The 20,062-nt window shown below is 69.4% G+C and carries 22 protein-coding genes; 9 read left to right on the top strand and 13 right to left on the bottom strand.

Translation table 11 applies throughout. From position 1 onward, the window contains the following. Nucleotides 1-9: 9 nt before the first annotated feature. The 4 genes from FVP77_RS08810 to FVP77_RS08825 are packed head-to-tail and all read right to left on the bottom strand — an operon-like array spanning nucleotide 10 to nucleotide 2,896. On the bottom strand, nucleotides 10-687 hold the full coding sequence (locus FVP77_RS08810) for an anti-sigma factor family protein (RefSeq protein WP_147894131.1): 678 nt from the start codon (nucleotides 685-687) through the stop codon (nucleotides 10-12). Next, entirely contained in the window at nucleotides 684-1,190 is a 507-nt protein-coding gene (locus tag FVP77_RS08815; RefSeq protein WP_147894132.1) for a sigma-70 family RNA polymerase sigma factor, read from the bottom strand. The genes FVP77_RS08810 and FVP77_RS08815 overlap by 4 nt, the downstream gene beginning before the upstream one ends. A gap of 42 nt (nucleotides 1,191-1,232) precedes the next feature. Further along, the gene (locus FVP77_RS08820) at nucleotides 1,233-1,856 is read right to left on the bottom strand and encodes a DUF6264 family protein (RefSeq protein ID WP_147894133.1); all 624 of its coding nucleotides are present in this window, start codon (nucleotides 1,854-1,856) and stop codon (nucleotides 1,233-1,235) included. Continuing rightward, the gene (locus FVP77_RS08825) at nucleotides 1,853-2,896 is read right to left on the bottom strand and encodes a 4-hydroxy-3-methylbut-2-enyl diphosphate reductase (protein ID WP_187266858.1); all 1,044 of its coding nucleotides are present in this window, start codon (nucleotides 2,894-2,896) and stop codon (nucleotides 1,853-1,855) included. The genes FVP77_RS08820 and FVP77_RS08825 overlap by 4 nt, the downstream gene beginning before the upstream one ends. Nucleotides 2,897-2,973: 77 nt before the next feature. Here FVP77_RS08825 and xseA point away from each other — a divergent pair, with 77 nt between their 5' ends. From xseA to FVP77_RS08850, 5 genes are read left to right on the top strand one after another with little or no spacing between them, the layout of a single operon-like run. Further along, nucleotides 2,974-4,260, top strand: coding sequence for an exodeoxyribonuclease VII large subunit (gene xseA, locus FVP77_RS08830; RefSeq protein ID WP_147894134.1), 1,287 nt, complete (start codon nucleotides 2,974-2,976; stop codon nucleotides 4,258-4,260). 31 nt (nucleotides 4,261-4,291) lie between these two features. Further along, nucleotides 4,292-4,537 (top strand): exodeoxyribonuclease VII small subunit, encoded by a 246-nt coding sequence (locus tag FVP77_RS08835; RefSeq protein WP_147894135.1) that lies wholly within the window; start codon nucleotides 4,292-4,294, stop codon nucleotides 4,535-4,537. Further along, entirely contained in the window at nucleotides 4,534-5,169 is a 636-nt protein-coding gene (locus FVP77_RS08840; protein WP_246134029.1) for a DUF4245 family protein, read from the top strand. Before FVP77_RS08835 ends, FVP77_RS08840 begins: the two co-directional genes overlap by 4 nt. A 38-nt stretch (nucleotides 5,170-5,207) precedes the next feature. After that, nucleotides 5,208-5,807 carry a carbonic anhydrase gene (locus FVP77_RS08845; RefSeq protein ID WP_147894508.1) on the top strand — a complete coding sequence of 200 codons (600 nt, stop codon included), beginning with the start codon at nucleotides 5,208-5,210 and terminating at the stop codon, nucleotides 5,805-5,807. A 35-nt stretch (nucleotides 5,808-5,842) separates the two neighbouring features. Next, nucleotides 5,843-7,237, top strand: coding sequence for a class II fumarate hydratase (locus tag FVP77_RS08850; protein ID WP_147894136.1), 1,395 nt, complete (start codon nucleotides 5,843-5,845; stop codon nucleotides 7,235-7,237). Nucleotides 7,238-7,456: 219 nt separating this feature from the next. Here FVP77_RS08850 and FVP77_RS08855 read toward each other — a convergent pair whose 3' ends face one another. From FVP77_RS08855 to FVP77_RS08875, 5 genes are all read right to left on the bottom strand, one after another. Further along, complete coding sequence (locus FVP77_RS08855; RefSeq protein ID WP_147894137.1) at nucleotides 7,457-8,113, bottom strand: response regulator transcription factor; 657 nt, start codon at nucleotides 8,111-8,113, stop codon at nucleotides 7,457-7,459. Further along, nucleotides 8,110-9,513, bottom strand: a complete 1,404-nt coding sequence (locus tag FVP77_RS08860; protein WP_246134030.1) for a sensor histidine kinase — start codon at nucleotides 9,511-9,513, stop codon at nucleotides 8,110-8,112. The genes FVP77_RS08855 and FVP77_RS08860 overlap by 4 nt, the downstream gene beginning before the upstream one ends. Nucleotides 9,514-9,923: 410 nt before the next feature. After that, nucleotides 9,924-11,279 (bottom strand): RNA 5'-3' helicase PhoH2, encoded by a 1,356-nt coding sequence (gene phoH2, locus FVP77_RS08865; protein WP_147894139.1) that lies wholly within the window; start codon nucleotides 11,277-11,279, stop codon nucleotides 9,924-9,926. Between the two features lie 179 nt (nucleotides 11,280-11,458). Further along, a complete protein-coding gene (locus tag FVP77_RS08870) occupies nucleotides 11,459-12,580 on the bottom strand; it encodes an aminotransferase class V-fold PLP-dependent enzyme (RefSeq protein ID WP_147894140.1) in 1,122 nt (373 codons plus the stop codon). 122 nt (nucleotides 12,581-12,702) lie between these two features. Beyond that, on the bottom strand, nucleotides 12,703-13,488 hold the full coding sequence (locus FVP77_RS08875; RefSeq protein WP_147894141.1) for an isoprenyl transferase: 786 nt from the start codon (nucleotides 13,486-13,488) through the stop codon (nucleotides 12,703-12,705). A gap of 135 nt (nucleotides 13,489-13,623) precedes the next feature. On the opposite strand from FVP77_RS08875, the gene trhA reads away from it, so the two are divergent. Continuing rightward, entirely contained in the window at nucleotides 13,624-14,316 is a 693-nt protein-coding gene (gene trhA / locus FVP77_RS08880) for a PAQR family membrane homeostasis protein TrhA (RefSeq protein WP_147894509.1), read from the top strand. A 3-nt stretch (nucleotides 14,317-14,319) separates the two neighbouring features. On the opposite strand, the gene FVP77_RS08885 is transcribed toward trhA, so the two are convergent. Beyond that, the gene (locus tag FVP77_RS08885) at nucleotides 14,320-14,601 is read right to left on the bottom strand and encodes a hypothetical protein (protein WP_121149061.1); all 282 of its coding nucleotides are present in this window, start codon (nucleotides 14,599-14,601) and stop codon (nucleotides 14,320-14,322) included. 68 nt (nucleotides 14,602-14,669) lie between these two features. Here FVP77_RS08885 and FVP77_RS08890 point away from each other — a divergent pair, with 68 nt between their 5' ends. After that, nucleotides 14,670-15,062: a DUF4307 domain-containing protein gene (locus FVP77_RS08890; RefSeq protein ID WP_147894142.1), complete on the top strand. Its 393-nt coding sequence runs from the start codon at nucleotides 14,670-14,672 to the stop codon at nucleotides 15,060-15,062. Between the two features lie 99 nt (nucleotides 15,063-15,161). Next, nucleotides 15,162-15,653 (top strand): transcription elongation factor GreA, encoded by a 492-nt coding sequence (greA, locus tag FVP77_RS08895; protein WP_147894143.1) that lies wholly within the window; start codon nucleotides 15,162-15,164, stop codon nucleotides 15,651-15,653. 9 nt (nucleotides 15,654-15,662) lie between these two features. Here the strand turns inward: greA and ilvA are convergent, their stop codons facing one another. After that, nucleotides 15,663-16,889: a threonine ammonia-lyase gene (gene ilvA / locus FVP77_RS08900; protein WP_147894144.1), complete on the bottom strand. Its 1,227-nt coding sequence runs from the start codon at nucleotides 16,887-16,889 to the stop codon at nucleotides 15,663-15,665. Then, nucleotides 16,886-18,076, bottom strand: coding sequence for an AI-2E family transporter (locus tag FVP77_RS08905; protein ID WP_147894145.1), 1,191 nt, complete (start codon nucleotides 18,074-18,076; stop codon nucleotides 16,886-16,888). The genes ilvA and FVP77_RS08905 overlap by 4 nt, the downstream gene beginning before the upstream one ends. A gap of 77 nt (nucleotides 18,077-18,153) precedes the next feature. Here FVP77_RS08905 and FVP77_RS08910 point away from each other — a divergent pair, with 77 nt between their 5' ends. Further along, nucleotides 18,154-19,434 carry a winged helix-turn-helix domain-containing protein gene (locus FVP77_RS08910; RefSeq protein ID WP_147894146.1) on the top strand — a complete coding sequence of 427 codons (1,281 nt, stop codon included), beginning with the start codon at nucleotides 18,154-18,156 and terminating at the stop codon, nucleotides 19,432-19,434. Nucleotides 19,435-19,438: 4 nt separating this feature from the next. Here the strand turns inward: FVP77_RS08910 and FVP77_RS08915 are convergent, their stop codons facing one another. Beyond that, nucleotides 19,439-20,008 carry a LemA family protein gene (locus FVP77_RS08915; protein WP_116646158.1) on the bottom strand — a complete coding sequence of 190 codons (570 nt, stop codon included), beginning with the start codon at nucleotides 20,006-20,008 and terminating at the stop codon, nucleotides 19,439-19,441. Nucleotides 20,009-20,062 lie beyond the last annotated feature (54 nt).

Genomic DNA, 20,062 nt, shown 5'->3' on the forward strand with positions numbered 1-20,062 from the left:
GAGGGTCGCCTAGTGGTCGGCCTCGTACCGCATGAGCACACGCTCCCCGGTGATCGTCCGGATCTCCACTGCGCCGATGTCGCCGACGCCCAGGTCGGTGCCGGCGCTCAGCTGCGTGGTCGATCCGGGCTCCGCCCGCCAGGTCGACAGGGTCGTCGAGGCGCCGTCCGCATCGACGACCGCGAGCGCGTACGGCCACCCGCCTTCGGGCGCGTCGAGTACTTCGCCGCTGTACCGGCAGACCAGGTCGATCTTGGTTCCCCAGGCGGCGTCCGTGAGTCGGACGGATGCTTCCAGAGGAGCGTTCGCGAGGTCTTCCAAGGCGTAGACGGTTCCTTGCTGCGATGCGTTCTCGATCGTCAAGGGAACCGCGACAGCCGCGACGACGAGCGCTGCGGCAGCGACGCTCGCGCCCACCCACCAGTCGCGCCGTCGTCGAGCGCGACGACCCGCGATCGAAACGAGCTGCGCGCGTCGCGCAGCATCCGGCTGCTCGTCGTGCTCTGTCATCGGCGGTGCGGCGACCCGCGACAGCAGACCGACGGTGGGGGCGATCTCGCCGACGGCGCGCGTGCATTCGGCGCACTCGGCCAGGTGGTCTTCGTACTCGCGTCGATCGGACGCCGAGAGAGCACCCAGCACGTAGGCGGCGTCCCATTCTGCGAAGTGCGCGTGATCGGGATTCATCGCGTCACTCCCTTCTCCTGCAGGGCGAGCTTCAGCGCTCGCAATCCATAGTGCAGCCGCGACTTGACGGTGCCCTCGGGGATCCCGAGGGCGGCCGCGCACTGGGCGACGCTGCGGCCGCCGTAGTAGGCGGTCACGATCACGGCTCGATGATCGGCGCTGAGTCCCGCGAGGGCCTCCTCGATCAGCAGCGCGTCGAAGAGGGCGTCGGTGTCGTCCGAGGTGGCGCGGTCGGGGATGTCCGCGACCGGGTTCTCATGGCGTCGCCGAGCGCTCCGCGCCTCGTCGACGACGAGGTTGCGGGCGACCGTGATCATCCACGAGCGGAGTGCTGCGGGGTCGTCGGCCATGATGCGGGGCGTCCGCCACGCGCGCAGGAGAGTCTCCTGCACGATGTCGTCGGCACCCGCACGATCGCCCGTGAGCGACACCACATACCGCCATACCGGCGCCGCGTGCGCGTCATACAGCGCCGCGAGCTGTTCCGCCTCGTCTGCACGCATCGGCCCCTCCTTCTCAGAACACGAGACGGAGGCGTCGGAGGTTCAGCTTCCCGACGTCGCGACCTGATTGAACAGTTCGCTGAAGGCGGGGTCGTTGAGGATCGGGACCGTGATGAAGATCGACACCGCGATGCTGACGACGAGCGCTCCGGCCACGGGGATCCAGAACGCGATGCGGCCGCGACGCAGCTGACGCCACGTGAGGGCGGCCGTCAGCAGCCACCCGACGATCATCGTGATCCCGGCGACGGTTCCCCAGAGCTGCCCTTGCGCGACATTCGTGAAGGCCTGGTCGACGCCGAACAGACCCAGGATCGTGTTGGCGTACTGCTCGAACGAGAACAGCTGCACCGAGGTGGCGATGACGTTGACGAGCCCGTAGGCGAGGAGACCCAACGTGACGATCCGGTCCGCGAGGCGCCACCCGGTGAGGGGGCGCGAGAGCGCGGACGTCGACGGTGCCGACGGTGTGCGCCGCGTCTGCTCAGCGAGGGTCGCCGGGGGCGCGGAGCTCACGGGCGCAGGATTCGCGGGAGCGTCGAGAGCTTGACCTGCGAGCAGCGCATCGGTGGCGTCGGGCTGGCGGATGCGCGCCCGCTGCTCCTCCGGCGAGGCGTACTCGCCGTACTGCGGACGGGGACGATCATCCGATGCCGAGGTGCTCACGCGCGGCTCCGCCCACCGAGGGCCCGGTCGTCGGACCGCAGTTCCTTCGGGAGCGAGAACAGCAGGTCTTCCTCCGCGGTCTTGACCTCTTCGACGTCGCGGTAGCCGGCACCGGCGAGTTCGGCGATGACCTCCTCGACGAGCACCTCGGGCACCGAGGCGCCGCTGGTGACGCCGACGGTCTCGACGCCGTCGAGCCATTCCTGCTTCACCTCGTCGATGTAGTCGACGCGGTAGGCGGCCTTGGCCCCGTACTCGAGCGCGACCTCGACGAGACGAACGCTGTTGGAGGAGTTCGCCGAGCCCACGACGATCACGAGGTCGGCGTCCTGCGCGACCTTCTTGATCGCGACCTGACGGTTCTGGGTGGCGTAGCAGATGTCGTCCGAGGGCGGATCCTGCAGCTGCGGGAAACGCAGGCGCAGGCGCCGCACGGTCTCCATCGCCTCGTCGACCGAGAGGGTGGTCTGCGAGAGCCACACGACCTTCGACGGGTCGCGCACCTCGACGGTGTCCGCCTCGTCGGGAGAGTTCACGATCGTCACCCGGTCGGGCGCGTGCCCCGCCGTACCCTCGACCTCCTCGTGGCCCTCGTGGCCGATCAGCAGGATCTCGAAGTCGTCACGGGCGAAGCGCACGGCCTCGCGGTGCACCTTCGTGACGAGAGGACACGTGGCATCAATCGCCTGGAGCTGACGCTCCGCGGCCGCATTGACGACCGCCGGAGAGACGCCGTGGGCGCTGAAGACGAGGTGGGAGCCCGGCGGAACCTCGTCGACCTCTTCGACGAAGATCGCGCCGCGGGCCTCGAGCTCGCGGACGACGTGGATGTTGTGCACGATCTGCTTGCGCACGTAGACGGGTGCACCGAAGCGGTCGAGCGCCTTCTCTACCGCGACGACCGCGCGGTCGACTCCGGCGCAGTACCCGCGGGGGGCCGCCAGCAGCACCTTCTTGTGTCCGGGCACCGGGATATCCTGGAGCCGTCCTCGACGCCCCGGTATGCGGGGCAGGGGCAGCTTGACGACAGGAGTGCTCACCCCTCGATTCTACGGGGGTACCCCTGGACGACGGCCGATACCCGGCCGACCCCGACAACCCGACGAACCCGGAGCACATGACGACGTTCCATCCCGAGGCCGTTCCGGGACAACCGCCTCCGCCCGACTCCGTGCCCCCGCGCGATTCCACTGCGCAGGCCCCGACCTCGGTCGCGCGGCTCAACGACACGATCCGAGGGTTCGTCGAGAAGTGGGGATCGGTCTGGGTCGAGGGCGAGATCACGTCGTGGAACCAACGCGGCGGCAACGTCTTCGGGCGCATGAAAGACCTCGCGACCGACGCCACCATCTCGTTCCGCATCTGGTCGAGCACTCTGCAGCGGCTCCCCCGCGACCTCAAGGTCGGCGACCACATCATCGCGTGCGTGAAGCCCGACTACTTCCCCCGCACGGGAGACTTCAGCTTCTCGGTCTCCGCGATGCGCCACGTCGGTCTCGGCGACCAGCTCGAGAAGCTCGAGCAGCTGCGACTCGCGCTGCGCAAAGAGGGCCTGTTCGATCCGTCGCGCAAGAAGCCGCTGCCGTTCCTCCCCCGGCACATCGGTCTCATCACCGGTGAGAACTCCGACGCCGAGAAAGACGTGCACCGCAACGCCGAGCTGCGATGGCCGCACGTGCTGATCCGCACGAAGCACGCCGCCGTGCAGGGCGACCGGTGCGTGCCCGAGACCATCGCGGCCCTCAAGGCGCTCGACGCCGACCCCGAGATCGACGTGATCATCATCGCCCGCGGCGGCGGCGACCCCCAGACGCTGCTCGGATTCAGCGACGAACGGATGCTGCGCGCGGTGGCCGCCGCATCCACCCCCGTCGTCAGCGCCATCGGTCACGAGAACGACCACCCGCTCCTCGACGACGTCGCCGACCTCCGCGCCTCGACCCCCACCGACGCGGCGAAGCGGGTCGTGCCCGACGTCTCGGAGCAGCGGGCCCTGGTGGCGCAGCTGCGCGCGCGGCTGGCCTCCCGCCTCTCGCAGCGCGTCGGCCACGACATCGCGCAGCTCGACCAGCTGCGCTCGCGTCCGGTGCTGCGCACCCCTGAGACGACGCTCACCGCGCGCGCTCAGGAGATCTGGATGCGGGCGAGCCGGGGCCGCGACCTCGTCGAACGCGACGTCTCGCTGCGCGAGCGACGGACGATGGAACTCCGCGCGTCGCTGCGCGCCCTCTCGCCCGTAGCCACCCTCGCCCGTGGCTATGCGATCGCCCACATCGGCGACGGCGTGATCGTGCGCGACGCCGCGCAGGCGCCCGCGGGCACCGCGATGACGATCACCGTCGCGCGCGGATCGGTGGCGGCGCGCTCGGACGGCGAAGTCGAGGAGTCTTCGACCGGAGCCTGAGCCGTCGGAGCCCCGCCCTAGAATGGAACCCATGACCGCGTCGCCCTCGGAACCCGCCGCCGACGTCGCGACGCTCTCCTTCGAGCAGGCCCGCGACGAGCTCGTGCGCGTCGTCGCCGAACTCGAGCAGGGCGCGCCGACGCTCGAGCACTCGCTGGCGCTCTGGGAGCGCGGCGAATCTCTGGCCGCCCGGTGCGAGGAGTGGCTGCTCGGAGCCAAGCGGCGGCTCGACGCCGCCCGCGGCGACGTCTCGACCGACGCACGCGCGGAGGCATGATGGCCCGCGTCGTCGCAGAGCTCGGCCGACCCGAGACCGCCGAAGAGACCGCGGCGCGTAAAGCCGAGTTCTCGCGCCGCTACCGGTCCAGCAAGACGTTCCCCAGCCTCTTGGCGGCCATCCTCGCCACCCTCGCGATCATGTTCGTCGTGGTGCTCGGGGTTCCCCGCGGCACGCCCGCCGAGGCTCCCCCCATCGACGTCACCGCCGAGTCGTCCGCCCTCGCCGCCGACCTCGGACGCCCGGTGATCGACCCCGCCGTGCCCGACGACTGGCGCGTCAACGCGGCGCGCATCGAGGGCGGCAGCGTCGACGCCTGGACCATCTCATACGCCCCCAAGGCCGAGCGCGGCTTCTTGAACATCGCGCAGGGATTCGGTGCGAGCGAATCATGGCCCGCCGAGATGCTGCGGGGTGCGACGACATCGGCGACCGTGACGATCGACGGCATCGAGTGGGCGGAGTACTCCATCTCCGACGCCGCAGGCGCCGGCAACATCTCCTACGCGCTCGCCACAACGGCCGGCGACGACCGTGTGCTCGTCTACGGCACGGCCGCACCCGACATCGCGAAGGCGGCCGCCTCGGCCGTCACCGCCGACATCCGAGAACTCCGAGAGGCAACCCCGTGACAACGACTCGACTCACTCCGCGCCAGGTCTGGGACGAGATGCGACTCGGCAACGAGCGCTTCGTCGCCGGCGAGCCGCAGCACCCGCGACAGGACGTCGAGCGCCGCCACGACCTCGCAGCGGGCCAGACCCCGCGTGCAGCGCTCTTCGGATGCGCCGACTCCCGGCTGGCCGCGGAGATCATCTTCGACGAGGGACTCGGCGATCTGTTCGTCGTGCGCAATGCCGGCCAGGTCATCTCCGACTCGGTCATCGGCAGTCTCGAATATGCCGTCGCCGTGCTCGACGTCAAGCTCATCGTCGTCCTGCGGCACGACGCATGCGGTGCGGTGAGCGCCGCCATCGACAGCACCGGCCTCGACGCCCCCGACCTTCCCGCCGGGATCTGGAAGCAGATCGCACCCATCGTGCCCGCGGTCCGACGTGTGCTGCGCGCGAGCGAGGGCCCCGCAGACCCCGAGCTGGTGGGTCGCGAGCACCTCCGCGACACCGTCGCCGAGCTGCTCCACTCGTCGGAGCTCATCAGCGAAGCCATCGCCGAAGGACGCGTCGCGATCGTCGGCGCCAATTACCGCCTCGATGAAGGCCAGGTCGAGCCCGACGTGATCGTGGGCGACGCCGGCGATTCGCACCCCTGAACAACCCCGCACATCGGCAACTGGAGGACGACGACGTGACCGACACCGAGTACCGCATCGAACACGACACCATGGGCGAGGTGCGCGTTCCGAAGAACGCGCTCTACGCCGCGCAGACGCAGCGCGCGGTCGAGAACTTCCCCATCTCGGGTTCGGGTCTCGAAACCACCCAGATCGCGGCCCTCGCCCGCATCAAGAAGGCCGCCGCGCTCGCGAACAAAGAGCTGGGCACGCTGGATGCGGCGGTCGCCGACGCCATCGCCGGTGCGGCCGACGACGTCATCACCGGGCAGTACGACGCGCACTTCCCCGTCGACACCTACCAGACCGGCAGCGGCACCTCGTCGAACATGAACATGAACGAGGTGCTCGCGACCCTCGCGACCCAGCGTCTCGGGTCGCCGGTGCACCCCAACGACCATGTCAACGCGTCGCAGTCGTCGAACGACGTCTTTCCGACGTCGGTGCACATCGCCGTCACCCAGGCCCTGATCGACGACCTGATCCCCGCGCTCGACCACCTCGCCGTCGCCCTCGAGGCCAAGGCAGACGAGTGGAAGTCGGTCGTGAAGTCGGGCCGCACCCACCTCATGGACGCCACTCCCGTGACCCTCGGACAGGAGTTCGGCGGCTACGCCCGCCAGATGCGCCTCGGCATCGAGCGCGTGCAGGCCGTCCTCCCCCGCGTGGGTGAGGTGCCGCTCGGCGGCACGGCGGTCGGTACGGGCATCAACACCCCGCTCGGCTTCCCGCAGAAGGTCATCGAGCTCCTCGCCGCCGAGACCGAGCTGCCGATCACCGAGGCGAAGGACCACTTCGAGGCGCAGGCCAACCGCGACGGCCTCGTCGAGGCATCCGGTGCGCTGCGCACCATCGCCGTATCGCTCACGAAGATCAACAACGACATCCGGTGGATGGGCTCCGGACCCAACACCGGCCTCGGTGAGCTGCACATCCCCGATCTGCAGCCCGGGTCGTCGATCATGCCGGGCAAGGTGAACCCGGTGGTTCCCGAGGCCGTGCTCATGGTGTCGGCGCGAGTGATCGGCAACGACGCGACGGTCGCATGGGCCGGAGCATCCGGCTCGTTCGAACTGAACGTCGCCATCCCCGTCATGGGCACCGCCCTGCTCGAGTCGATCCGACTGCTGTCGAACGCGATGCGCGTGCTCGCCGACAAGACGATCGACGGACTCCAGGCCAACGTCGACCGCGCCGCCGCCTACGCGGGCATGTCGCCCTCCATCGTGACGCCGCTGAACAAGCTCATCGGCTACGAGGCGGCCGCGAAGATCGCGAAGCACTCGGTCGCGAAGGGCATCACGGTCCGTGAGGCCGTCATCGACCTCGGCTACGTGGAGCGCGGCGAACTCACCGAGGCGCAGCTCGACGAGAAGCTCGACCTGCTCTCGATGACCCACCCCGGCTGAACCCGCACCTCCGTCTACCGCCGTCGCCCTCCGGGGCGGCGGCGGTTTCGCGTGTCCGCAGCATCCGTCCACACCGCGCCCCGAGCCGCCCGCCGCGCCAGCCCCTCAGCACGGGACTGCGCCAGTTTCCGGCGAATGACCCTACCGATCGGTGGCGTCAGTCGCAGGAATGCGCCACATTCCTGAGGAGGGTAGGAGCGATCGGCGGTGCGGAGGCGGTCACTCCCAGCGGTAGCCGGCTCCGCGCACCGTCGTGATGCGGTCGTGGCCGAACTTGCCGCGCAGGTACCGCACGTAGACGTCGACGATGTTCGAGCCGGGATCGAAGTCCATTCCCCAGACGCGACTGAGCAGCTGCTCGCGGCTGAGCACCTGGCCGGGGTGGCGGAGGAACTGCTCGGCGAGGGCGAACTCGCGCGCGCTGAGATCGACCTCGCGCCCCGAGACGGTGGCCCGGCGCGTCAGCACGTCGAGGCTCACATCGAGGTGCGACACGGCGATCGTCGCGGTCGCAACGTTCTCGCGCAAGCGCGACCGCACCCGTGCGAGCAGTTCGTCGAACTTGAAGGGCTTGGCGATGTAGTCGCTGGCTCCGGCGTCGAGTCCGTCGACCGTGTCGCTCGTGCTGGATCGCGCGGTGAGCATGATCACCGGCAACGTCGAGCCCTGTCCGCGGAGGTGGCGGAGCACCTCGAACCCGTCCATGGTGGGCAGCCCGATGTCGAGGAGCATGAGATCGACCTCGCCCGACATGGCGCGTTCGAGAGCCTCCTCGCCGTCTTCGACGACGGCGGTCTGATACCCCGCCGACTCCAGTCCGCGGGCGACGAAGGCCGAGATGCGGCTCTCGTCTTCGACGATGAGGATACGAGTCATCCGGCGGCCTCTCGCTGGAGCACGACGTCACCGGCGCGCACGGGGGCCGGGAACCCGGCGGGTGCCGTGTTCCGTCCCAGGGGAAGATGGATGGTGAAGATCGCCCCGCCGCCGGGCGTTTCGGTGACGGCGCAATGCCCGTCGTGCCCCTTCGCGATCGCGTCGACGATCGCCAGTCCGAGCCCGGAGCCGCCGACGGTGCGCTTGCCGAGAGCGCGGTCGAATCTGCGGAAGATGCGGTGACGCGTAGCCGGCGGGATCCCCGGTCCGTGGTCGCGCACCCACAGCAGCGCGCCGCGATCGTCGACGGAGCTGCCGATCTCGACCGGCGACCCTTCGGGCGTGTACTTGGAGGCGTTGTCGGCGAGCTGCAACCACGCCTGCAGGAGCCGGTCGTAGTCGCCCTCGACGCGCCCGCGCCCGCGCTGCTCGACCGACCAGGGGTGCCCGGGGATGACGGCGACGAGTTCTCCGACCCGGGCGGTGAGAGCGTCGACGTCGACGACGCCCATCGAGAACCCGCCCCCCTCGACCGCGGCGAGCAGGTCGATGTCGTCGACGAGACGGGTCATGCGGTCGAGCTCGGAGATGCCGATCTCGCGCGCGTTCGCGACGTCGTCCGGATCCGAGGCATCCATCATCTCGAGGTGGCCCCGCACGATCGTGATCGGCGTCTTGAGCTCATGCCGCACGTCGTCGAGCAGCTGCCGCTGCACATCGACCGACCCCTCGAGACGGTCGAGCATCGAGTTCATCGTGCGGCCGAGATCCGAGATCTCGTCGGTGCCGTCGGTGGCGATGCGCGCGCCGAGGTCGGAGATGGTGATGGAGTCCGCCGTCTCGCGGAGCCGGCGGATCGGCAGGAGCAGCCGACCCGTCACGAACCATCCCACGGTGCCGATGGCGAAGAGCACGACGGCGGCCGCGATCGCGTACGTGCCGACTCCCAGGAGCACGAGCTCGATGCGCGCGCCGAACGAGACCGCGCTCACGATCTCGGCGTCGCCGACCGACACGACGACGTACCGGTACATCCCGTCGTCGCCGACCGCGGTGCCGAGCCCCTCGGGCGCACCGATCACCTGATCCATGAACGCTGCATCTGCGGCCAGATCCAGACCCGACGAGGGCGATGCCGTCGCCACCACGACGCCGTCCGACAGCAGCAGTGCGCCCTCGGTCGGGCCGCCGACCGTGTCGACGACGATCTCTTCGGCCGCGTCGACACCCGAGACGTTCGTGAACGCGCTGGCGAATGCCTCCAGCTGATGGTCGATGGCTGTGACGACATGATCGCGCTGCGCCCAGAAGGTGACTCCGCCGACCACGATGAGGCCGACGCACGCGACGGCGAGGACGGCCCCGAGAATCCGCGCGCGCGCCGAGAACAATCTCGGCATGCGACTCATCCTCCGATTATCGCGCTGTTCGAAGGACCGGGACCGCACGGATCATCGCTCGCCATCGTCCCCCTGCACAGAGAGAGCCCCCGGCGCTGGGGGACGCCGGGGGCTATGGGAGAGTCGGAGATCTTTGGGGGAAAATCCGATCACGTCAGTCGCGTTACCCGAATCGCGATGACTCCTTCTCCGTGGCGGACCCGATGGGCCCGTACCTCTATGGGGGAATCCGCCGGTGGGCGGTAGAGAGGTTTCCCTCGCTGTTGTCCATCCTGATCTCGACGCGTGAGAACCCGAGGAACCCGAGGTGAGAGTCCTCTCATGTTCGACAGGTGTCGCCATGAATCAGGAGGGGCGGGATGCTGCAGCACCCCGCCCCTCTCACGACGCGCTTCAGCGCGGGAAACTCCTCAGGAGAGCTCCCCCGCTTCGAGGAGCTCGGTGACGAGAGCCGCGATCGCCGAGCGCTCGGAGCGCGTCAGCGTGACGTGGCCGAAGAGTGCGTGCCCCTTGAGGGTCTCGATGACCGAGGCGACACCGTCGTGACGGCCCACGCGCAGGTTGTCGCGCTGACCCACGTCGTGGGTGAGGACGACGCGCGAGTTCTGTCCGATGCGGCTGAGCACGGTCAGCAGCACGTTGCGCTCCAGCGACTGCGCCTCGTCGACGATCACGAACGCGTCGTGGAGCGAGCGCCCGCGGATGTGCGTGAGGGGAAGCACCTCGAGAAGGCCCCGGGCGACGACCTCCTCCACCACGTTGGGCGAGACGACCGAGCCCAGCGTGTCGAAGATGGCCTGACCCCAGGGGTTCATCTTCTCCTGAGCGTCGCCCGGGAGGTAGCCCAGCTCCTGGCCGCCGACGGCGAAGAGCGGCCGGAAGACGATGATCTTCCGCTGCTCCTGCCGCTCGAGCACCGCCTCGAGCGCGGCGCAGAGGGCGAGAGCCGACTTACCGGTACCCGCCCGCCCGCCGAGCGAGACGATGCCGACCTCGGGGTCGGTCAGCAGGTCGATCGCGATCCGCTGCTCGGCCGACCGGCCGTGCAGTCCGAACACGTCGCGGTCGCCGCGGACGAGCTTGTAGCTCCCGTCTCCGGTCACCCGCCCCAGGGCCGAACCCCGCTCGGAGTGGATGATCAGACCCGTGTTGACCGGGAGACCGACGACGTCGTCGCTGACGGCGACCTCGCTCTCGTAGAGGTCGCTGATGTCGTCGCCGGAGACATCGATCGTCGCGATGCCCGTCCAGCCCGAGTCGACGGCCTGCTCGGCGAGGTACTCCTCCGCCGAGAGACCGAGCGAGGCGGCCTTGACCCGCATCGGGAGATCCTTCGACACGACGGTGACCTCGCTGCCGTCCTGCGCGAGATGCATCGCCACGGCGAGGATGCGGCTGTCGTTGTCGCCGAGGCGCATACCCGAGGGCAGCACCGAGGGATCGGTGTTGTTCAGCTCGACGCGGAAGGTTCCCCCCGTGCCGACCTGAACCGGGAAGTCGAGGCGTCCGTGCTCGATCCGCAGCTCGTCGAGGTGACGAAGAGCCTGGCGGGCGAAGTATCCGATCTCCGGGTCGTGGCGCTTTCCCTCGAGCTCGGTCACGACCACCACCGGGATCACGACGGAATGCTCGGCGAAGCGGAAGATGGCGCGCGGATCGCTGAGGAGAACGGAGGTATCGAGCACGTACGTGCGGAGGTCCTGCTCCGTCGTCGTGTCTTCCGCGATGTTCTCCCGACGCTGCTTCTGAGGTGCTCGTGCGCTCACAACCCACTCCCGACCCGGGACACTTTCCCGGAAAGCGAAGAGTCGACCAGGGGTCACGAGTCGCGATCCAGAAGGCCGACTCGACCGGGCGCCTTGCCCGATGCGATCAAGCTACGACGGAACGCACCCAGCGCGAAGCGACACGCCCCTCCGTTCGCGTTACGAGTAGGTGAACTTCCTCACCACACGCGCGACGCCGCGAAAGCGGCCATGGCGTCATCGAGCTGGCGCACCGTGTCAGGACTGGTCCCGGCGTGCACGGCGATCCGGATTCCGCCCGAGCGGACGGTGACGGCCAGACCGTGGTTCGACAGCGCGGCGGCCAACGGTGCGGCATCCCGGGCGTCGGGGGCGAGCGAGATGATGCCCGCACGGTGCGCGGGATCGCGGGGAGTGGTCACGGGAACGCCGTACTGCTCGGCCAGGGCGAAGACCTCGGCGGCGCGCTCGGCGACACGCGCGCCGATCGCAGCGACGCCGACGTCGCGGATGTCGGTCACCGCCGTCTCGAGGCGACCCGCGGCCAGCGAATCGAACGCGCTGACCGTGAAGGCGCGGGCCTGGTGAACCGGCGGCGGCACCTCGTCGAGCGGGAGTCCCTCCGCCTCGGTTCCCGTGAACCCCGAGAGCACGGGATCGAGCCGGTCGAGCGCGCGCTCTCCGAACCAGGAGTAGCCCGTCCCCCGACCCGCACGCAGCCACTTGTAGCCGTTCCCGCACACGACATCGGCGGCAGCGAAGTCGGCCTCGACCACGCCGAACCCCTGGATGGCATCGACGATGAGCAGCCGGTCCCCGATCACGTCGCGGATGGCCCCGAGGTCGGCGAGGTAACCGGTGCGGAAGTCCACGAGACTCACCGCCACCGCCGTCACGTCGTCGGTGAGCGCGTCGCGCACGACCTCCGGAGTCACGAATCCGGCGGGCGGCAGCATCCACGACACCTGCGCACCCCCGAGGGCCGCCGAACGCGCCGCGGCGACCGTGAGACTCGGGAACTCGGCCGACGAGAGCAGCAGTGTGCCGCGGAGGGCGTAGACCGCCTGCATGAGGCCGTGGGCGGTCGACGGCTGGAGCACGACCTGGTCGGCCGGTGCGCCCAGCAGCTCGGCGACGGCGGCGGCGGCCTCGGCGACGTGATCGACCACGAGGTCGATGCTCGACCGCCGACCCGACGCGAGCAGCTCGGCGTCGGCGTTCGTCTCCGCCACCACGGACGGGGCCAGCGGGCCGAAGGACGCCCAGTCGAGATACCCCGTCTCGTCGCCGAAGGAGTGCGCGTAGGTATCGAGGTCGGTCACAACCGGCTATTCTCCCACTCCGCTCGCCGTTCCGCTCGCCAGCGACCGCGAGACCCGCTCCGCACGCCGACACCGTGACATCGTGCGCGGGTCTGGACGTGCCGCTGCGGTCTCGCGGGTGATCAGCCGCCGTAGCGGCGGTCGCGCTTGGCGAAGTCTCGGACGGCCCGCAGGAAGTCGACCTCGCGCAGGTCGGGGCCGAGCGCCTCGACGAAGTAGAACTCGCTGTGGGCGCTCTGCCAGAGCAGGAAGTCGCTGAGCCGCTGCTCCCCCGACGTGCGGATGACGAGGTCGGGGTCGGGGAGCCCGCCGGTGTACAGGTGCTCGCCGATCTGCTCGGGCGTGAGGCTCGCCGCCAGTTGCTCGAGCGACCCGCCCTCGCTGTCGTGCTGGGCGATGATGCTGCGCACGGCGTCGACGATCTCGCTGCGTCCGCCGTAGCCGACCGCCAGATTCACATGGAGACCGGTGTGGGCACGGGTGCGGTTCTCCGACTCGGCGAGCACCCGCGCGAGCTCCGGCGGCAGGTTAGCGGCGCGGCCCACGTGCTGCACACGCCAATTCGGTTCGCGGGAGACCTCGTCGGCGAGCTCGGCGATGATCTCCAGGAGATCGGCGAGCTCACGCGAGTCGCGCTTGACGAGGTTGTCGTTCGAGAGCAGGTACAGCGAGACGACACCGACCCCGAGGTCGTCGCACCAGCGCAGGAACTCGCGCATCTTCGCGGCGCCCGCACGGTGGCCGTGGGCGGCCGAATCGAACCCGAGCTGCCGAGCCCATCGGCGGTTGCCGTCGATCATCATCGCGACGTGGTGGGGCACCACATCCGGCGTCAATCGACGGCGGAGTCGGTTGATGTAGAGGCGGTACAGAGGGCCCCTGCCCCCGTTGATCCCGTTCTCCGTCACGCCCCTACGCTACCCCCGACCTGTGCAGTGCATGCGGAACCGCACAGCGTGCGCCCGGCGGCATACACCCGGACGTAGGCTCGTTGCGTGACCCGCCCCGCCTCCTCCCGTGCGGCCGAAGACGACGGCCCCGACATGCCGCAGCTGCCCCTCATCGAGGCGGCGGCGGTCGGTGCGCAGGACGAGATGAAGCCCACGTGGCGCGGATGGATCCACGCCGGAACGTTCCCCGTCGCGATCGCCGCCGGCATCGTGCTCATCGCCGTGGCGCAGGGGGCTCCCGCGAAGTGGGCGTCGGTCGTCTTCATGGCCACCTCGCTGCTGCTGTTCGGCAACTCGGCGCTCTACCACCGCTTCCACTGGAAGCCCAGGACCCGCGCGATCCTCAAGCGGATCGACCACGCGAACATCCTGCTGCTGATCGCGGGCACCTACACGCCGTTGTCGGTGCTCGCCCTCCCCACCGACAAGGCGATCATCCTGCTGTCGATCGTCTGGGGCGGCGCGATCCTGGGCATCTTCTTCCGCGTGTTCTGGCTGAACGCCCCGAGGTGGCTCTACGTCGCCCTGTACCTCGCCCTCGGCTGGGCGGCAGTGATGTACATGGGCGATCTGTTCGCCGCGAACGTCGCCATGATGGTGCTGGTCGTCGTGGGCGGCGTGCTCTACTCGGGCGGTGCGGTGATCTACGCGCTCAAGCGTCCGAACCCGTGGCCCGGCCACTTCGGCTTCCACGAGATCTTCCACGTCTGCACGGTCCTGGCGTTCCTCTGCCACTGGACCGCGTCCCTGCTGATCGTGCTGCACCCCGCGTTCCACGCGGGATGATCTTCAGCGCCGGAAACGATCGTCGCGCGGATCGATGTCCTGGTCGTCGACGTCGGATGCTTCCTCCGCCGCCCTCGCCTGCGCCTCCGCAGCATCCAGGTCTTCGTTGACCTCGGCGCGATACCGTCCGCGACGGATGCGGCGCAGCATGTCCCAGACGAGCAGGAACACCGCGACGGCGATGAATGCGATGGCAGCGAACCCCCAGGGGCCGGGGGTGACGAGCTCGGCCGGGGGCGCGCTGGGCTCGGGGGTCACTGCGGCGAGAAGAATCGCGGCGTACATCACACATCCTCGTTCTGCGCGGTAGCGCTTAACCTGGAGTTCCAGCCTAGTTCCGACCCGAGGTAGCGATGACCCAGCAGATGCTCGACGAACGATACGGCCGGCGACGCTCCACCGGACGTCGCGTGATCGGCTGGACCATCATCGGAGCCGTCGCGGTCGGGCTCATCGGCTGGGTCGGGTGGGGCACCGTGGCGCGGTCGATCGACGAGATCGACGATGACCTCACCGCCTTCGAGGTCGTCGACGCCCACACCGTCTCTGTGACGTTCCAGATCACCTCTCCCCCGGGTCGCGGGGTCACCTGCGTGCTGGAGGCGCAGGACGAGGAGCACGGGATCGTGGGCTGGCGGGTCGTCGAATACCCCGCGGTCGATACGCACGCACGGGCCTTTTCGGAGGAGATCCCGACGGTCGCCCTGGCGACCAATGGTTTGGTCAACAGCTGCTGGGTCACGTAAACTCAGGACCCACATTCGATCGACGCCCTGGCCGATGCCGGGGCGTTTCGAATTGAGGGCGTCGATGTCGGCGCTCCACGACGACCAAGGAGACCGACCGTGTCCAGCGACGCCCCGGTGACGTTCCTCACCCAGGATGCCTACGACCGCCTCGCCAACGAGCTCGAATACCTGTCGACGACCGGCCGCGAGGAGATCGCGAAGCGCATCGAGTCGGCTCGCGAAGAGGGCGACCTCAAGGAGAACGGCGGTTACCACGCCGCGAAGGACGAGCAGGGCAAGCAGGAAGCACGCATCCGCACTCTGAAGGCGCTGCTGAAGGACGCCACCGTCGGCGAAGCTCCCCAGAGCCACGGCGTGGTCGAGTCGGGAACGATCGTCACCGCCATCGTCGCGGGAGGCGAAGAGCGATTCCTCCTGGGCAACCGCGAGATCGCCGTCGATTCCGAACTCGACGTGTACAGCGAGGCCTCTCCGCTCGGAGCGGCGATCCTCGGCCAGAGCGAGGGCGCCAAGGTGTCGTACACCGCGCCCAACGGCCGGGAGATCCCGGTCGAGGTCGTCAAGGTCGAGACCTACTCCGGCGAGTAGCCTTCGGGGTCAGTCGCGCGAGACCGTGGCGGTGAATCCCGCCTCTTCGAGCGTGCTGATCACGAGACCGCGGTGGTCTTCGCCCCGGGTCTCGACGCTCAGCTGCAGCACCACCTCGCTGATCTGCATGCCCTGACCGTGACGGGTGTGCATCACCTCGACCACGTTCGCTCCGACCTGGGCGAGCAGCTCCGACACCCTCGCGAGCTGACCCGGGCGGTCGGGCAACGGAATGCGCAGGGTCATGTAGCGACCGGATGCTGCGAGCCCGTGCGCGACGACCCGCTGAAGCAGCAGCGGATCGATGTTGCCGCCCGACAGGATCGACACGGTCGGACCGGAGGCGGCGACCTTGCCCGCCAGGATCGCGGCGACCCCGACCGCGCCGGCCGGCTCGACCACCTGCTTCGCGCGCTCTAACAGCACGAGCAGCGCACGGGCGATGTCGTCCTCGGTCACCGTGACCACGTCGTCGAGATGCCTGCTGATGAGAGCGAACGGCAGGTCGCCGGGGCGGGCGACCGCGATGCCGTCGGCGATCGTCGGGCGGGTCTCCACCTGGAGCGGGCGCCCGGCGGCGAGCGACGACGGGTAGGCCGCGGAGTTCTCTGCCTGCACACCGATGACCCGCACGGTGCGGCCTTCGGCGGCGGCGCGCGCCTTGACAGCGGCAGCGACTCCGGCTGCGAGTCCTCCCCCGCCGATGCCGACGATGACGGTCTCGAGATCGGGGAGGTCTTCCATCAGTTCGAGCCCGAGCGTTCCCTGGCCGACGACGATGTCGCGGTGGTCGAAGGGGTGGATGAGCACCGCACCGGTCGCCTCGGCGAACTCGGCCGCGAGGCGCAGCGGCGTCTCGACCGTGTCTCCCTCGAGGATCACCTCGGCGCCGTACCCGCGCGTGGCGAGCAGCTTGGGCAACGGCACGCCGAGCGGCATGAAGATCGTGGCCGGGATGCCCAGCTGCTGTGCGGCGAGGGCGACGCCCTGAGCGTGGTTGCCCGCCGAGGCGGCGACGACGCCGCGCGCACGCTCTTCCGCCGTGAGACGCGAGAGCCGGTAGGTGGCCCCGCGGATCTTGAACGAACCGGTGCGCTGCAGGTTCTCGAGCTTGAGGTGCACCGGCACCTCCAGGAGGTCGCTGAGGTGCTGCGACTGGTCGAGCGGAGTGCGTGTGATGATGCCGCGAAGGGAGGCGGCCGCGTCTTCGAACTCGGCCAGGGTGGGATCGGTCATGCCTTTTTTCTCTCTTTGCGGGGCACGGTGCTCCAGATCAGATCTCCCGTGAGGGGCTGCTCACCGACGGTGGTCCACGCCCGCGACGACAGGTAGACCGCGACGACGTTGACGAACGCCGCGAGGGGAACCGCGAACAGCGCCCCCGGGATGCCGCCGACCATCGCTCCGCCCGCGACGACCAGCACGACGGCGAGCGGGTGCACCTTCACCGCCGAGCCCATCAGGATCGGCTGCAGGATGTGGCTCTCGATCTGCTGGACGAGCAGCACGAAGATGAGCATCCACAGCGCGATCCACGGCCCGTTGTAGACGAGGGCGATGAACACGGCCACGGCACCCGTGAGGACGGCGCCGACGAACGGGATGAAGGCGCCAAGGAATACGAGCACACCGATGGGGATGGCCAGCGGCACGCCGAGGAAGAAGGCGCTGATGCCGATGCCGACCGCGTCGATCGTGGCGACGAGCAGCTGGGTGCGGGCGTAGGTGACGACGGTGCGCCAGCCCGCGCGTCCGGCGCCGTCGACGGCGGGTCGGGCGTCCTTCGGGAACAGGCGCGTCGTCCACTGCCAGATGCGGCCGCCGTCGGCGAGGATGCACAGGAGGATGAAGATCGTCAGGAGGAGTCCGGTGACCACGTGCCCGACGGTGCTGCCCACGGCGAGCGCCCCGGTCCAGAGCACCTGAGCCTGCTGCTGGGCGAAATCGATCGCCTGCGCGAGCCCGTCGTCGATCTGGGCCGCCGTCAAGTGCAGCGGTCCGTCGATGAGGAACTGCCGGAACTGCTCGGCCGACGCGACGGTGCGCTCCTGGACGGAGCGGAAGTCGCGGGTGATCTGCCACACGGCGACCCAGAACAGTCCGCCCACGATCGCGATCGTGCCGATGACCGTCACGACGATGGCGAGCCACCGGGGCCACCGGTGCCTCAACATGAACGTGAAAGCGGGCCAGGTCAGGGCCGTGATGAGGATCGCGATCAGCAGCGGGATGACGAGGAGCTTCAGCTGGATGACCAGCCAGATGACGACGCCGATCGCGGCGGCGAGCACCAGCAGTCGCCATGCGTAGGAGGTCGCGATGCGCAGCGCGTTCGGCACGGCGCTCGGTGCGTCGATCGTGACCGTGCGCCGACGCAGCGCGTCGAGGAACGAACCGCGGGATTCGGGGGCGGGATCGCTCATCCACTCAGTCTAGGCTCGGGGCATTCCGCGGCGGGCATGGCCGCAGCGGTGTCGGTGGCCGTCGTTAGGCTGGCGCGGTGAGAGAGACCCTCGGCCGAGCCGAAGCACGTCGCATCGCCCTCGCCGCCCAGGGCTTCGCGAGGCCCCGTCCCGCGACGGTCGGTACGCGACAGCTCAACGGCGCCCTCGCACGCATGGCGACCCTGCAGATCGATTCGGTCAACGTCTTCGCCCGTTCGCACTACATGCCGCTGTTCTCCCGGCTGGGCGCATACGACACCGCTCTGCTCGATCGTCTGCTGTTCTCGCGCAGACCTCCCTACGTGGAGTTCTGGGCGCACGTCGCGGCATTCATCCCCGCCGAGGACTGGGCCCTGTTCCGCTTCCGGATGGACGACCACCGCGCCAAGTACGCCGAGAAGGCCGACGCGTGGATGGCGACGCATTCCGAGATCGTCGAGTGGGTGCGGACCGAGCTCGCCTCCCGCGGTCCCCTGCGCCCGGCCCAGATCGAACACGATGCGGCGGGCGGCCAGCGCGGTCCGTGGTGGGGCTGGAACGACGTCAAGCTCGCTCTCGAGTACCTCTGGCTGATCGGCGACGTCGCCATTGCGGGGCGACGTGGATTCGAGCGCCGCTACGCCCTCGCCGACCAGGTGATCCCCGCCCCCGTTCTCGCGTCGCCCGTGGCGCGCCCCGACGCCATCCGGGAGTTGGTGCGACGCGCGGCGCGCGCGTACGGCGTGGCGACAGCATCCGACCTCGCGGACTACTGGCGTATCCGAGACCGCAGAGCCGTTCTCACCGCGCTCGACGAACTCACCGAGCAGGGCGAGCTGCGCCGTGTCTCGGTCGAGGGGTGGGAGGTCGGCGGGCGCCCCGCGAAGGCCTGGCTGCACCGCGACGCGGTGCTGCCCCGCCGCCTGACCGGAGCGGCGATCCTCACCCCGTTCGACCCGCTCGTGTGGTTCCGCGATCGCGCTGAGCGCCTCTTCGACTTCGAGTACCGCATCGAGATCTACACGCCGTCCCCCCAGCGCCGGTTCGGCTACTACTCCCTGCCCGTGCTCGTCGGCGACGACATCGTCGGCCGCGTCGACCTCAAGGCCGATCGCGCCTCGGGCACTCTTCTCGTGCAGTCAGCCTGGTGGGAGCACCGGCGACCGGCCGATGCCGCCGACCGTATCGCCGCCGAGATCCGTCTGGCCGCCGCCTGGCAGGGGCTCGAACGGGTGTCGGTCTCGCGGTGGGGCGACGCCGTCGACGACCTCGCTGGCGCCCTTCCCGGTGCGGCACGACACGACCGCCCGACGACCCCCGAGGCCGTCGCGCTCGCCCCGGAAGAACCGGTGCTCTGACGCGTCAGAACTGGACGCGCGGCGGCTCGGAGATCGCAGCGCCGTCGACGACCTCGAAGAACTCGCGCTCGGAGAACCCGAGGCGGCGGGCGAAGAGGTTGTTCGGGAAGACCTTGACCTTGGTGTTCAGTTCGCGAACGCCGCCGTTGTAGAACCGGCGCGAGGCCTGGATCTTGTCCTCCGTGTCGACGATCGACTGCTGGAGGTGCAGGAAGTTCTGGCTCGCCTGCAACTGGGGATACGCCTCGGCGACGGCGAAGATCGACTTGAGGGCCTGCTGCATGTGCCCCTCCGCGACACCGGCCTCGGCCGGTCCGGTCGCGGACAGGGTCTCGGCGCGCGCCCGCGTCACGTTCTCGAACACGGCCTTCTCATGGGCCGCGTAACCCTTCACCGCCTCGATGAGGTTCGGCAGCAGATCGGCTCGACGCTTGAGCTGCACGGTGATGTCGCTCCACGCCTCATCGACGCGGACGTTGAGCTGGACCAGCGAGTTGTAGGTCGCCCAGAGGTAGATTCCGCCGATGGCCACGAGGGCGACGACGGCTAAGACGGGGATGAGCCATTCCCACATTGCCGGGTTCTCCGTTCGACGATTTTCCTCATACTAGCCGCGGCGGTCGGCGCA

The organism is Microbacterium hatanonis, from assembly GCF_008017415.1.
Classification (GTDB): Bacteria; Actinomycetota; Actinomycetes; order Actinomycetales; family Microbacteriaceae; genus Microbacterium; species Microbacterium hatanonis.

Bases quoted from the DNA above. Each gene is read 5' to 3' on its own strand.
- FVP77_RS08810 (WP_147894131.1), bottom strand. From the start codon at position 687: ATGAATCCCGATCACGCGCACTTCGCAGAATGGGACGCCGCCTACGTG.
- FVP77_RS08815 (WP_147894132.1), bottom strand. From the start codon at position 1,190: ATGCGTGCAGACGAGGCGGAACAGCTCGCGGCGCTGTATGACGCGCAC.
- xseA (WP_147894134.1), top strand. From the start codon at position 2,974: ATGACGACGTTCCATCCCGAGGCCGTTCCGGGACAACCGCCTCCGCCC.
- FVP77_RS08835 (WP_147894135.1), top strand. From the start codon at position 4,292: ATGACCGCGTCGCCCTCGGAACCCGCCGCCGACGTCGCGACGCTCTCC.
- FVP77_RS08840 (WP_246134029.1), top strand. From the start codon at position 4,534: ATGATGGCCCGCGTCGTCGCAGAGCTCGGCCGACCCGAGACCGCCGAA.
- FVP77_RS08845 (WP_147894508.1), top strand. From the start codon at position 5,208: ATGCGACTCGGCAACGAGCGCTTCGTCGCCGGCGAGCCGCAGCACCCG.
- FVP77_RS08855 (WP_147894137.1), bottom strand. From the start codon at position 8,113: ATGACTCGTATCCTCATCGTCGAAGACGAGAGCCGCATCTCGGCCTTC.
- FVP77_RS08860 (WP_246134030.1), bottom strand. From the start codon at position 9,513: ATGCCGAGATTGTTCTCGGCGCGCGCGCGGATTCTCGGGGCCGTCCTC.
- trhA (WP_147894509.1), top strand. From the start codon at position 13,624: ATGCCGCAGCTGCCCCTCATCGAGGCGGCGGCGGTCGGTGCGCAGGAC.
- FVP77_RS08885 (WP_121149061.1), bottom strand. From the start codon at position 14,601: ATGTACGCCGCGATTCTTCTCGCCGCAGTGACCCCCGAGCCCAGCGCG.
- FVP77_RS08890 (WP_147894142.1), top strand. From the start codon at position 14,670: ATGACCCAGCAGATGCTCGACGAACGATACGGCCGGCGACGCTCCACC.
- ilvA (WP_147894144.1), bottom strand. From the start codon at position 16,889: ATGACCGATCCCACCCTGGCCGAGTTCGAAGACGCGGCCGCCTCCCTT.
- FVP77_RS08905 (WP_147894145.1), bottom strand. From the start codon at position 18,076: ATGAGCGATCCCGCCCCCGAATCCCGCGGTTCGTTCCTCGACGCGCTG.
- FVP77_RS08915 (WP_116646158.1), bottom strand. From the start codon at position 20,008: ATGTGGGAATGGCTCATCCCCGTCTTAGCCGTCGTCGCCCTCGTGGCC.